The organism is Pseudomonas sp. URIL14HWK12:I6, assembly GCF_000514195.1.
Lineage (GTDB): Bacteria > Pseudomonadota > Gammaproteobacteria > Pseudomonadales > Pseudomonadaceae > Aquipseudomonas > Aquipseudomonas putida_A.
On the sequence record NZ_AZVL01000020.1, the window covers coordinates 17,135 to 29,793 of the forward strand.

14 protein-coding genes are annotated in these 12,659 nt (G+C 61.6%); 11 read left to right on the forward strand and 3 right to left on the reverse strand.

Annotation, left to right across the window (positions count from 1 at the left end; all coding sequences use genetic code 11):
* Window positions 1-3: 3 nt before the first annotated feature.
* The 3 genes from H043_RS29955 to H043_RS0121925 form a co-directional block, all read right to left on the reverse strand.
* Window positions 4-273 carry a type II toxin-antitoxin system RelE/ParE family toxin gene (locus tag H043_RS29955; RefSeq protein WP_081730269.1) on the reverse strand — a complete coding sequence of 90 codons (270 nt, stop codon included), beginning with the start codon at window positions 271-273 and terminating at the stop codon, window positions 4-6.
* Window positions 263-454 (reverse strand): hypothetical protein, encoded by a 192-nt coding sequence (locus H043_RS0121920; protein ID WP_003225628.1) that lies wholly within the window; start codon window positions 452-454, stop codon window positions 263-265. Before H043_RS0121920 ends, H043_RS29955 begins: the two co-directional genes overlap by 11 nt.
* A gap of 270 nt (window positions 455-724) precedes the next feature.
* On the reverse strand, window positions 725-1,672 hold the full coding sequence (locus tag H043_RS0121925; protein ID WP_027613654.1) for a transporter: 948 nt from the start codon (window positions 1,670-1,672) through the stop codon (window positions 725-727).
* Window positions 1,673-1,882: 210 nt separating this feature from the next.
* On the opposite strand from H043_RS0121925, the gene H043_RS0121930 reads away from it, so the two are divergent.
* The 11 genes from H043_RS0121930 (at window position 1,883) to H043_RS0121980 (ending at window position 12,641) form a co-directional block, all read left to right on the forward strand.
* On the forward strand, window positions 1,883-2,920 hold the full coding sequence (locus H043_RS0121930) for an AraC family transcriptional regulator (protein WP_027613655.1): 1,038 nt from the start codon (window positions 1,883-1,885) through the stop codon (window positions 2,918-2,920).
* A 229-nt stretch (window positions 2,921-3,149) separates the two neighbouring features.
* Window positions 3,150-4,037, forward strand: coding sequence for a Dyp-type peroxidase (locus tag H043_RS0121935; protein WP_027613656.1), 888 nt, complete (start codon window positions 3,150-3,152; stop codon window positions 4,035-4,037).
* A gap of 25 nt (window positions 4,038-4,062) precedes the next feature.
* On the forward strand, window positions 4,063-5,031 hold the full coding sequence (locus H043_RS0121940) for a Gfo/Idh/MocA family protein (protein WP_027613657.1): 969 nt from the start codon (window positions 4,063-4,065) through the stop codon (window positions 5,029-5,031).
* Window positions 5,032-5,255: 224 nt separating this feature from the next.
* On the forward strand, window positions 5,256-6,002 hold the full coding sequence (locus tag H043_RS0121945; RefSeq protein WP_027613658.1) for a GntR family transcriptional regulator: 747 nt from the start codon (window positions 5,256-5,258) through the stop codon (window positions 6,000-6,002).
* A 1-nt stretch (window position 6,003) separates the two neighbouring features.
* Window positions 6,004-7,734 (forward strand): fumarate reductase/succinate dehydrogenase flavoprotein subunit, encoded by a 1,731-nt coding sequence (locus H043_RS0121950; RefSeq protein ID WP_027613659.1) that lies wholly within the window; start codon window positions 6,004-6,006, stop codon window positions 7,732-7,734.
* Between the two features lie 25 nt (window positions 7,735-7,759).
* On the forward strand, window positions 7,760-8,005 hold the full coding sequence (locus H043_RS0121955; protein WP_003225615.1) for a ferredoxin family protein: 246 nt from the start codon (window positions 7,760-7,762) through the stop codon (window positions 8,003-8,005).
* A 231-nt stretch (window positions 8,006-8,236) separates the two neighbouring features.
* Entirely contained in the window at window positions 8,237-9,640 is a 1,404-nt protein-coding gene (locus H043_RS0121960) for an ABC transporter substrate-binding protein (RefSeq protein ID WP_027613660.1), read from the forward strand.
* Window positions 9,641-9,776: 136 nt separating this feature from the next.
* Entirely contained in the window at window positions 9,777-10,559 is a 783-nt protein-coding gene (locus H043_RS0121965) for an ABC transporter permease (protein WP_027613661.1), read from the forward strand.
* The gene (locus H043_RS0121970; RefSeq protein ID WP_027613662.1) at window positions 10,559-11,407 is read left to right on the forward strand and encodes an ABC transporter ATP-binding protein; all 849 of its coding nucleotides are present in this window, start codon (window positions 10,559-10,561) and stop codon (window positions 11,405-11,407) included. Before H043_RS0121965 ends, H043_RS0121970 begins: the two co-directional genes overlap by 1 nt.
* Complete coding sequence (locus tag H043_RS0121975; RefSeq protein ID WP_027613663.1) at window positions 11,404-12,366, forward strand: HEAT repeat domain-containing protein; 963 nt, start codon at window positions 11,404-11,406, stop codon at window positions 12,364-12,366. The genes H043_RS0121970 and H043_RS0121975 overlap by 4 nt, the downstream gene beginning before the upstream one ends.
* Entirely contained in the window at window positions 12,363-12,641 is a 279-nt protein-coding gene (locus tag H043_RS0121980) for a DUF971 domain-containing protein (RefSeq protein WP_027613664.1), read from the forward strand. Before H043_RS0121975 ends, H043_RS0121980 begins: the two co-directional genes overlap by 4 nt.
* The last annotated feature ends 18 nt before the right edge of the window (window positions 12,642-12,659 follow it).

Below are 12,659 nucleotides of genomic sequence, written 5' to 3' on the forward strand. Positions count from 1 at the left end.
AGCTTAGGGATACGCCTGTCGAGCGTGCAAAAGGTTGAGAATCTCGATCCGGTCGGTTACCCGATAAACCACGACGTAGTTGGGATGGACAACAATTTCCCGGGTGCCGGCGACCCGGCCGAAGCGATAAAGGCAGGGGTGACGTGGAAGGGCCGAGGTAGCCGCTTCGATCGCGGCGTTCAGTTGACTGGCCGCAACGGCGTTACGGTCAGCGATGTAGTTCAGGGTTTGCCAGAGTTGAGTGCGAGCTTCAGGTCGCCAGTCAACCCGCACTGTTTTTGTTGAGTTTCGATTCGATGAGGGCGCGCATCTCGGCCATCACCTGCTCGTGGGGGATGTTGGGCCGCGGATCATCCATCGAGGCCTGTACCTGTGCCCGGAACCAGCGATCGTAGCTGGCAGCCTGCTCTGGGGTTTCGAAGTCTGAAACGATAAGGGAAAGTTCGGCGCTCATAATGACCTCCATGATCAATGTGAAGCAGTCTAAGGGGGATGTGGCTCGCTGTCGTCACTGGCAAGACGAAGTGCGCAGTATCCATTGGTGCGAGCGATAACGCAGTCAGACGTTTCCGTGGATCAAGTGGGCATTTCCACGGGGGCTGTAGGCTTCATCACACCTGTGGGAGCGGGCTTGCTCGCGAAAGCAATCTGTCAGTAACCAATACGTTGCCTGACACGGCGCTTTCGCGAGCAAGCCCGCTCCCACATGGCATGGCGGCGCAGGTCAGAAGGCGTAGGGGATGCTGACCTTGGCCCAAAGCATTTCGCCCTCCGGCCGGTTTTCCACGTCAAACTCCTTGGCCCAGCGAATCTCCGCGCTGGCGTATTTGAGAAAGGTGAAATGCAACGCCGGGCCGATCGCGAATACCTGGCCGCGCACGCCGTCATCCACATCCTGCCCGGCGAATTGCACGGTGTGGCCGTACTGTTTGTCGTCGGTGGTCTGCTTGAGGTAATAGCCGTTAAGGCCGAGCATCACATCGTCGGTGATCTTGTAGCTGGCCGAGTAATCGAAGTGGAAGATCTGCCCGGACTTGTAGTCGGTGTCCTTGTTTTTCTCATTGAAGCTGTAGGTGGTCTTCATCGACACTTCGGTCTTGTCGGTCGGCAGCCAGGTGAAGGAGAACAGCGGCTTGTAGGTGTAGAAATTGTTGCTGGTGTTGGCCAGCCGATCGACGCTGTATTCGCCGGTGGGCACGGTGATCTCCACGGCAGCACCCAGGGTCAGGTTCTTGCCCATGTCCCACAGGATGATCGGCGCAACGGTGGTGTCGCCCATGCCTTCGCGGGTATCGCTGAGGCCGAATACCGAGACTTCCTGCTTCAGCCAGGGCTGGGCGATGTAGCCGGCCAGACGTCCGCCGAACACGCGCACCGGGCTCAGGTAATCAATACGCGGGATCACCGCCGTGGATTCGATTTCGACATTCGGCACCTTGCCGCCCAACGAACTGATGTTGAGCTTGGTCGACTTGTAATGGTTGTAGTAGAGGTTGAACGCGACCATGTTCTGCGGAAGGCTGTCGACTTCCAGCGGCAGCATGAAGAATCCGTCGGTGCCGGGGCCGATGTTGTCGACGCCGGCTTCGGTGGCCAGGGCCGGCAGGGACGCGGTGCAACCGAGCAAGGTCAGTGCCAGACGCAAGGGGAAAGGGGCGCGGTTCGGGCTCATGGCTGTCCTCATTATTATTGTGGTGGGACGTGGCGCCGGTACGCAGAACGTCCGGCACCATAGAAATAAGCGCTTGGCGCCCGCCGGGGCAGGGTATTGGCGGACAGTTAGGGGGACTTCTGCGGACAGTCGGCCAACCCTGTGCTAACTTCTTTCGACATAACCGGTTACAAAAATAACAATCAAGCGTGATCCGGAATGTCAGCCCCCATGAACGTAAAAGTCCAAGACCCCACTTTTGAATTGGCGCTGGTCTCGCCGTTCCTCCTGCAAACCCTCGCCGAAGTCGTGCACAACAAAGGCGTCGACCCCGAAAGCCTGTGCCGTGGCCTGGGTTTCACCCTCGAAGATCTGCAGGATCCGGCGCAGCGGATTTCCTACCGCCAGGCCGTGGCGATGATCCAGCGTGCGCTCAAAGTACTGCCAAATCAGGGCCTGGGGCTGTGGGTCGGCGCGCAGAATGTGTTGGGTACGCTGGGGCTGCTCGGCCACGTACTGTCGCTATGCAAGACCTTGCGCGATGCCTTTGCCCTCGGCATCCGCCACCAGCACACCTCCGGCGGAATCGTGGTGTCCAGCGTCGATGTGATCGGCGATCAGGTGCACCTCGATGCCGAATGTCGCTTACCGTTTGCCGATGTGCAGGTGTTCGCGGTCGAAGAGTTTTTCGCCAGCCTGCTGGTGTACGGCCGGGCCTTGGCGGGCCATGAGTTCAAGGCGATCGCCGTGGAGTTTGTGCACGCTGCACCGGATTATCTGAGCGAATACCACCGCTTGCTCGGGCCCGATGTGCGCTTCGGCTGTCTGCACAATCGCATGCTGATCGATGCCCGGTGGCTGGACGTCAACCTGCCCAATCACCATTCGCTGGCGCTGCGTCAGGCGGTTGCGTTGCTGGAGCTGGAAGCGGCGCAGGTACATCAGAAACTCGATCTGATTCAAGCAGTGGAGCGGGCGATTGCCCGGGACTTGAGCAGAGGCAGCCATATCGAAAAAATCGCCGGCGACCTGAACATGAGCAGCCGCACCCTGCGCCGCCGTTTGACCGAGCACGCGCTGACCTTCGAAGCGCTGCTGGAACAGGTGCGTCAGGCGCGCACGATGAGTCTGCTGGCCAATCCGGACATGCCGATCGAGCGGATTACCGAAGAAGTCGGCTACAGCGATGTGCGCAGCTTTCGCCGGGCGTTCAAGCGCTGGACCGGGATGAGCCCGAGTGCGTGGCGGCATGACACATCTCCTGCGTGAACACGAACACTGTGGCGAGGGGATTTATCCCCGATCGGCGGCGCAGCCGTCGCGAATTCAGAAAGCTCGGTATTTCAGTAGTCCGAGATTGCAGGGTTGGGGCCGCTTCGCTGCCCATCGGGGATGAATCCCCTCACCACAGGACTCTGTGACCTCCGATATTGGCGTCTCAACCCCACAAACCCTCCGGCCACAGGTAAACTCCCGCGCACTTTCCCAAGGAGTTCACATGAGTTACTACCAGCCGGGCATTCTCGCCACCCCTGTTCCTGCGCAAGCACGTCACCTGTTTTTTGCTCTTGCGTCGGTTGAAGCACTGCCGCAGGCGATCGACAACCTGATGAATCTGGTGGACGGCAAGTCGGCGGTGATCGGTTTCGGTGAATCCCTGACCAAAGCCCTGAACGTGCAAATCGACGGTCTGCGCAGCTTTCCGGCCATGAGCGGCGTCGGCGTGGAAAACCCGTCGACCCAGCACGCGCTGTGGGTCTGGCTGCACGGTGTCGATCGTGGCGAATTGCTCAATCGCTGCCACGCCTTCGAAGCCGCGCTGGCCCCGGCGCTGCGCCTGGTAGACATGCAGGAAGCCTTCCGCCACAAGGACGGCCATGATCTGACCGGCTACGAAGACGGCACCGAAAACCCGCACGATGACGCCGCGATCGCCGCCGCGTTGCTGGGCGAGGGCGCTGATGGTCTGGTCGGTGGCAGCTTTGCCGCGATCCAGCAGTGGCAGCACGACCTCAAGGGTTTCCATAAGCTGTCCGCCGAAGACAAGGACAACATCATGGGCCGTCGCTTGAGCGACAACGAAGAGATCGACGACGCGCCAGTCTCCGCCCACGTCAAACGCACCGCCCAGGAAAGCTTCGCCCCCGAAGCGTTCGTCGTGCGCCGTTCGATGCCGTGGATCGACGGTGATCGCGCCGGCCTGATGTTCCTCGCCTTCGGTTTTTCGCTGGACGCCTTCGAGGCCCAACTGCGGCGTATGAGCGGTCTGGAAGACGGCATCACTGACGGTCTGTATCGCATCAGCCGACCGATCACTGGCGGCTACTACTGGTGCCCGCCGCTGAAGGACGGCCACCTCGATCTGCGCGCGTTGCGCATCGGCTGAGTGTTTCAAACACAGGGAGTTGAGCATGGATGTGGTGCGTTGGGGCATGATCGGTTGCGGCAGCGTCACTGAACGCAAGAGCGGGCCGGCCTTCTACAAGGCGCCCGGCTCGGCGCTGGTGGCGGTGATGGGCCGACGTCTTGAAGCGGTGAACGATTACGCCGCGCGCCACGGTATCGCCCGGGCCTACACCGATGTCGATGCGCTGATCAACGACCCCGAGGTGGACGCGGTGTACATCGCCACGCCACCCGACAGCCACCACGCCTACAGCCTGAAAGTCGCCGCCGCCGGCAAGCACTGCTGCGTCGAGAAACCGATGGCGCTCAACGCCGGACAAAGCCGCGAAATGCAGCAGGCATTTGCTGACGCCGGTCTGCACTTGTTCGTGTCGTACTACCGCCGTTCGTTGCCGCGCTTTGCCCAGGTTCGGCAATGGCTGGCGCAGGGCCGCATCGGTGAGGTGCGGCACCTGAGCTGGACGCTGACCAAGGCCCCATCTGCGGCGGATCTGGACGGCAGCGCCAACTGGCGAACCGACCCGAGCGTGGCCGGTGGCGGCTACTTTGCCGATCTGGCCAGCCATGGTTTCGACCTGTTCCAGTACCTGCTCGGCGACATCGCTGAAGTCGCCGGTTTCACTGCGCGTCAGGCCGGTTTGTATGCGGCGGAAGACGCGGTCAGCGCCAGTTGGCGCTTCGCCTCCGGAGCGCTGGGCATGGGCTGCTGGAGCTTTGTGGCGGATCGGCGCGAGGACCGGGTGGAGATTATCGGCAGTCAGGGCCGGATCGCGTTCTCCGTGTTTGACGAGCATCCGGTGCAGCTGTTCGCCGATGAGCAGATCAGCCTGGAGATCCCCCATCACGAGCACATTCAGTGGCATCACGTGCTGGGCATGAATGCGCATATTCGTGGTGGTTCGCAGCATCCGGCAGTCGCCGAACAAGCCCTAAAGACCGATTGGGTGATGGACCAGATCCTCAAACGGCACTGATCCTCCAGACCACAACACCATTTCCTTGTGGGAAGGGGGCTTGCTCCCGAAGAGGCCGGCATTGCTGGTATTTCCATCGCCTGACACACCGCCTTCGGGAGCAAGCCCCCTCCCACAAGGGTCTGTGTGTCGTCGTGTCTAAGGTTATGCCCAAACAATATTTCTCAAGCTTGTCATAACGTCTCTAAGATCACGTCATAACTCGTTATAACAAGTGATCCCTGATGACCGATAACGTTCTCTCCTTACCCAGTGTCCCGCTGCACACCCAACTGCGCGACGTCCTGCGCGCACGCATTCTTGATGGTGAATACCCGCAAGACAGCCAGATGCCGTCCGAAAGTGAGCTCGGCACGCTGTTCAAAGTCAGCCGCATCACCGTGCGCCAGGCGCTGGGCGATCTGCAGAAAGAAGGGCTGATCTTCAAGATCCACGGCAAGGGCACCTTCGTCGCCAAGCCGAAAACCTTTCAGAACGTCAGCAGCCTGCAAGGCCTCGCCGAGTCCATGACCGGGCGCGGCTACGAGGTGATCAACCGCCTGCGCAGTTTCAAATTCATCCCCGCCGACAAACGTGTCGCCGAGCGCCTGCAAGTCGCCGAAGGCGAGACCGTGGCTCAAATCAAACGCGTACGCCTGATCAACCGCGAGCCGATCTCGCTGGAAATCACCTACCTGCCCAAAGCGATTGGCGAACGGCTGGAGAAGGCTGATCTGGTGACTCGCGACATCTTCCTGATTCTGGAAAACGACTGCGGCATCGCCCTCGGCCACGCTGATCTGGCGATCGACGCGGTGCTGGCCGATAGCGATTTGACCCAGGCGCTGAACGTCGAGGCCGGCTCGCCGATCATGCGCATCGAGCGTCTGACCCACGACGCCAACGGCCAGCCGCTGGACTTCGAACACCTTTACTACCGTGGCGATGCGTTCCAGTACCGCCTGCGGATCGACCGGCAAAAAGGGGCGTGACATGACCCGCAAGACCTTGGAACAGGAATACGACATCGTCGTGATCGGCGGCGGCACTGCCGGCCCGATGGCGGCGATCAAGGCCAAAGAGAAGAACCGTGATTTGCGCGTGCTGCTGGTGGACAAGGCCAACGTCAAACGCAGCGGCGCGATCAGCATGGGCATGGACGGCCTGAACAACGCGATCATCCCCGGCCACTCGACGCCGGAGCAGTACACCAAGGAAATCACCATTGCCAACGACGGCATCGTCAATCAGGCGGCGGTGTACGCCTACGCCACTCACAGTTTCGAAACCATCGAACAACTGGACCGCTGGGGCGTGAAGTTCGAGAAGGACGAGACCGGTGATTACGCGGTGAAAAAAGTCCACCACATGGGTGCCTACGTGCTGCCGATGCCGGAAGGGCACGACATCAAAAAGGTCCTTTATCGCCAGTTGAAACGTGCGCGGGTGAGCATCACCAATCGCCTGGTCTGTACCCGTTTGCTCACCGACGAGGAGGGCACGGTCAACGGTGTGATGGGCTTCGATTGCCGCAGCGCTGACTTCCATGTGATCAAGGCCAAAGCGGTCATTCTTGCGTGCGGCGCGGCCGGTCGCCTCGGTCTGCCGTCCTCGGGTTACCTGATGGGCACCTACGAAAACCCGACCAATGCCGGCGACGGCTACGCGATGGCCTATCACGCCGGGGCCGAGCTGGCGAACCTCGAATGCTTCCAGATCAACCCGTTGATCAAGGACTACAACGGCCCGGCGTGCGCCTATGTGACCGGCCCGCTCGGCGGCTACACCGCCAACAACAAGGGCGAACGCTTCATCGAGTGCGACTACTGGAGCGGGCAGATGATGTGGGAGTTTCACCAGGAACTGGAAAGCGGCAACGGCCCGGTGTTCCTCAAGCTCGATCACCTGGCCGAGGAAACCATTCAGAACATCGAGGAAATCCTGCACAGCAACGAGCGCCCGAGTCGTGGTCAATTCCACGCCAATCGCGGCACTGATTACCGCACGCAAATGGTCGAGATGCACATCTCTGAGATCGGCTTTTGCAGCGGCCATTCGGCGTCCGGGGTGTGGGTCAACGAGCGGGCCGAGACTTCGGTGAAAGGCTTGTACTCGGCAGGGGACATGGCCGCCGTGCCGCACAACTACATGCTTGGCGCGTTCACCTACGGCTGGTTCGCCGGGCACAACGCCGCGGATTTTGTCGCCGGGCGCGAGTTCTCGACGCTGGATGCCGCGCAGATCGAGAAAGAGCAAGCGCGGGTCTACGCGCCGCTGGATCGTGAACAAGGGCTGCCGCCGGCACAGGTCGAGTACAAGCTGCGGCGCTTCGTCAACGACTACCTGCAACCGCCGAAAGTGACCAAAAAAATGCAGATCGGCTTGCAGCGCTTCAGCGACATCGAGCGCGACCTCGATCAGATGAAGGCCAACAACGCTCACGAACTGATGCGCGCGATGGAAACCAGCGTGATCCGCGATTGCGCGGAAATGGCTGCGCGCGCCTCGCTGTTCCGCGCCGAGAGCCGCTGGGGCCTGTACCACTACCGCGTCGATCACCCGCAGCGCAACGACAGCGAGTGGTTCTGCCATTGCCATCTGAAGAAGGGTGAAGACGGCCGCATGACCAGTTTCAAGAAACCCGTCGAGCCGTACATCATCCCGCTCGATGCCGAAGAAATGCAGGCTTACGACCGCTTGCGGGTGGGCGTGTTCGCCGCTTGATGCATCACCAGAGAGAGTCCGAACCATGGCCTATCAAGCCCAGGAAATCTTCTTCCGCTCCAACGCCCCGGTCACCGTGGACGAGGACAAATGCATCGCCGAAAAGGGCTGCACCGTGTGCGTCGACGTCTGCCCGATGGACCTGCTGGCGATCAACCCGGCCACACAGAAGGCCTACATGGCGTTCGATGAATGCTGGTACTGCATGCCGTGTGAGAAGGATTGCCCGACTGGCGCCGTCAAAGTCGACATCCCTTATCTCCTGCGTTAAACGCTTTCCCCTGTAGGAGTGAGCCTGCTCGCGATAGCGGTGTGTCAGACAACACGTCGCCATCTTATGCACCGCTATCGCGAGCAGGCTCACTCCTACAAAGATCTACGACACCCTGAAGCTACCCGGAAACACCCGGACGCTGGATTCACCCAAAACCCCTCGTTTCCCACCGCGCCCTGATCGCGGCGGAGACGAACATCCAATAAATGATTCGAGGGGAAACACACCATGTTGCGTGCAGCAATCGCCGGTCTGGTACTGGCTTCATTCACCCTGTCGGCCTCGGCCGAAACCATCCGCATCGCCATCGGCACTCAGGACACCACCATCAACTGCGCCGCCGGCGGGCTGTTGATTCGTGAACTCGGTCTGCTCGACAAATACCTGCCGCACGACGGCGCCTACAAAGACGCGAAATACGACGTGCAGTGGAAAAACTTCACCAGCGGCGCGCCGCTGACCAACGAGATGGTCGCCGGCAAACTCGATTTCGGCGCCATGGCCGATTTCCCCGGCGCGTTCAACGGGGTGGCGTTCGAAACCGCCGGCAAGCACAGCCTGTTCATCAGCGTGTTGTCGGGCAGCATCAAGGGCAGCGGCAACGGCATCGTGGTGCCGAGTGCGTCCGGGGTGCAGGCGCTGAGCGAACTCAAGGGCAAGACCATCTCCGTGCCATTCGCCTCGACCGCCCACGGCATGTTGCTGCGCGCGGTGGCGGAGCAGGGCTGGGACCCGCTCAAAGACGTGAACATCATCGCCCAGCCGCCGGAAGTTGCCGGCTCCGCGTTGCAGGCCGGCAAGATCGACGCCCACGCCGATTTCGTGCCGTTCGCCGAGCTGTTCCCCAGCCGTGGTTTCGCCCGCAAGATTTACGACGGCGCCCAGGCCAACGCGCCGACTTTCCACGGTGCACTGGTGGATCAGGCCTACGCGAAACAGTACCCGGAAATCGTCGTCGCCTACCTGCGGGCGAGCATCGAGGCCAATCAGTTGCTGGCTGCTGAGCCTGAGAAGTACAGCGAGCTGATCGCCAAAGTCACCGGCGTCGATGCCGAGGTCAACTACCTGTTCCACGGCCCGCTTGGCGTGCAGACCCGCGACCTGAGCTGGAAGCCGGAATACCGTCAGGCGGTGGGCACCGCGATCGACACCCTGAAGCTGCTGAAGAAGGCCGATCGTGGCCTCGACCTCAACACCTTCATCGATGATCAGTACATCCGCGCCGCCTTCAAGGCCTCGAATCTGGACTACACCGCGCAACTCGCCAACTACGCGCAAACGCCGTTGAAAGCGCTGGATGCGGTGACCGGCAAAGCCATCACCGACTTCAGCCACGTCGCCGAAATCTGGGTGCGGGGCGAAGACAAAGTACGCCAGTACGCCTCCGCCGAATCGGCCTTCACCGCGTTGGCCGCTCTGAAACAGGAAGGCAAAAACATCCGCGCGGTGTATGCCCAGGCCAGTGACAGCGGGATCAAGCTGCTTGCTGATCAGGCGTGGTTCGCCAGCGATGCCAAGGGCCGCTTGAGCGCGTTTCTGCTCAAGGGCCAGGCCCAGCAATATGCGGCGGCGCAGGGTGGCAAGGTCTTCGACTTTACCGACGCCACGACCCAGGCCGTGGCTGCCCGCTAACCCGGAGAACAACTCGGTCAACTGTGGGAGGGGGCTTGCTCCCGAATGCGGTGTGTCAGGCAAATATTTTTTTCTGGTACACCGCATTCGGGAGCAAGCCCCCTCCCACAGGGGATTTGGGTTGAGAGGAAAAATTGTGTACCGATCTTATTTACGCTGGGTTCCAAGGGCTGCTTCTTTGCTGCTCTGCCTGCTGTTCTGGCAACTCGCCGCGAGCCACCACTGGAATCTCGGTCTGGTCACTTTCGCCAACGTGCCAACCCCGTTGGCGGTGATCGAAGCGGCGTTGGGCCTGGGCGATTCCGGCAAGCTGCTGCAGCACCTGAGCGCGAGCCTCGGCCGCGTGTTCGCTGGCTATCTCGCGGCATTGATCATCGGCATTGCCCTGGGCTTGGCCATCGGCCGCTCGAAATGGGCCGAAGACCTGCTGCTGCCACCGCTGGAAGTCCTGCGGCCGATCCCTGCGGTGGCGTGGATTCCGCTGGCGATCCTGATGTTTCCGTCGTCGGAGCTGTCGATGGTGTTCATCACCTTCACCGGTGCGTTGTTCCCGATTTTGCTCAACACCGTGCACGGGGTGGAAGGCGTCGATCCACGGCTGATCGCTTCGGCAAAAAGCCTCGGGGCAGAGCGCCGGGCGATTCTGCTGGAAGTGATCTTGCCCGGCGCTGCGCCGAGCATCATCACGGGGCTCGCTATCGGCATGGGCACCTCGTGGTTCTGCCTGGTGACGGCGGAAATGATCTCCGGACAGTTCGGCATCGGCTACTACACCTGGGAGTCCTACACCATTCAGAACTACGCCGACATTGTCGTTGGCATGCTGCTGATCGGTGTGCTGGGCATGGGCAGTAGTCTGCTGATCAAGCGCCTGGGCGGGCTGTTCACGCCTTGGCATCGACCACGAGGAAAAGCCTGATGAGCGCAATGCAAACCCCGGAAGGGCGAATCGATATTCGCCAGTTGTCGATCGTTCTCGGTGAGGGGCAGCAAGCCTTCGAAGCCGTGCAGGGGCTGGATTGCCAGATCGAACCGGGCCAGTTCGTGTGCATTCTCGGCCCGTCCGGTTGCGGCAAATCGACCTTGCTCGGCGCACTGGCCGGACACTTGAGCGCCCATACCGGCAGCCTCAGAGTCGATGGCGGCGAGGTCAGCGAGCCGTCGCCGCAACGCGGCATGGTGTTCCAGCATCACACGCTGTTTCCGTGGCGCACGGTGCGCGACAACGTGGCTTTCGGCTTGAAGATGCGCGGCATCGGCAAAACCGAGCGCCAGCGTGAGGCCGATGAAATGCTCAAACTGGTGGGCCTCGACGGCTTCGCCGAGCGCTGGCCCGATCAGCTTTCCGGCGGCATGCAGCAACGGGTGGAGATTGCTCGGGTGCTGGTCAATCGCCCACGGCTGTTGCTGATGGACGAGCCGTTCGGCGCGCTGGATGCCTTGACCCGTCTGAACATGCAGGAACTGCTGCTGGACATCTGGACGCGGATTCGCACCACCGTGGTGTTTGTCACCCACGACATCGACGAGGCGCTGTTCCTCGCCGACCGCTTGCTGGTGATGAGCGCACGTCCGGGGCGAATCATCGAAGACCTGCGCCTGGACTTCCCGCGTCCGCGCACCACAGAGCTGGTGACCAGCGCCGAATTCTCCCGCCTCAAGCGCCATTGTCTCGACCTGCTGCGCCACGACAACGACCGACCGCTGCCGCGCCTTAACCCGCTCGGCCTGCCTCCCGAAAACCCCTTGCCGCGATTTGCCCTATGACCTCATTTTTTGCTGTGACCGATAACGACGACATCCTCGCCCTGCAACCGCGTCTGACCGCTGACGATGCCGGTGTGCGCCGCATTGCCCTGATTGATTTGGCGGATCTGGAAGAACCGGATGGCCTGCTGTGGCTGGTCGAAAGACTGAGCGAAGATCCCGCCGAAGAAGTCCGCGCCGAAGCTGCGCGGCTGCTGGAAGCGTGGGAGGACGAACCGGTGGTGGCTGCGCTGTGTCAGGCACTGACCGATCCATCTTCGGCAGTGCAGGCCGCCGCCGCGCAAAGTCTGAGCCTGCTCAAGAGTGAGGCGGCAGGCCGGGTGATTCTGCCGTGGACCGGTCATGCGCAAGTCAGTGTGCGCATCGCCGCGTTTCGGGCATTGCGCGAACTGCGTTTCGCCGATGCCGCACCAGCGGCTATCACCGCATTGAGCGATGCCGATGCCAATGTGCGCCGCGAAGCCGTCGGTGTGCTCGGCTGGCTCAAGCAGCTCGACGCTCTGCCGGCTCTGGCGCGTCTGGCCAGCGCCGACCCGGACACCGAAGTGCGCCGCGCCGCCACCGGTGCCCTCGGTCTGGCGTCCGGCGCCGACGTGCTGCCAGCCTTGCGTCAAGCGCTGCAGGACGATGCCTGGCAAGTGCGCGAAGAAGCGGCCACGACGCTGGGCAAAGTCGGCCACAGCGACGCCGGGCCGGCGTTGATCGCAGCCCTCGGCGATGACTATTGGCAAGTGCGCCTGCGCGCCACCCGAAGCCTCGGTCGCCTGCGTTTTGCACCGGCGCTGGATGCCTTGATCGAAACCCTCGGCCATCGCATCAGCAACCTGCGCAAGGAAGCTGCGCTGGCCCTCGGTGAGTTGCATGATCGCGGCGCGGTGGCGGCGTTGCAGGCGGCGCAGGATGACGGTGATCCGGAAGTGCGCAAAGCGGTGCGGATTGCCTTGAGTCAGTTGCAATGAACCCGCTGTCAGTCGGCAACTCGCAGAGCCAGCAGACGTTGCGCCTGAGCTGGCCGGACGGCCGCGAATCGTTGTTCAATCACGCCGAACTGCGCCGCCAGTGCCCGTGCTCGCAGTGCCGCGCGTTTCGCCTGAAAGGTCTGACTCCGCTGGTGGATGAGCGTGTTCGCCTGATTGAGATCAACCCGCAGGGCTATGGCGTGCAACTGGTGTTCAGTGACGGCCATCAACGCGGGATCTACCCGTGGGACTATTTGGCCCAGCTCGATTCTTAGGTTGACCACAATCAACTG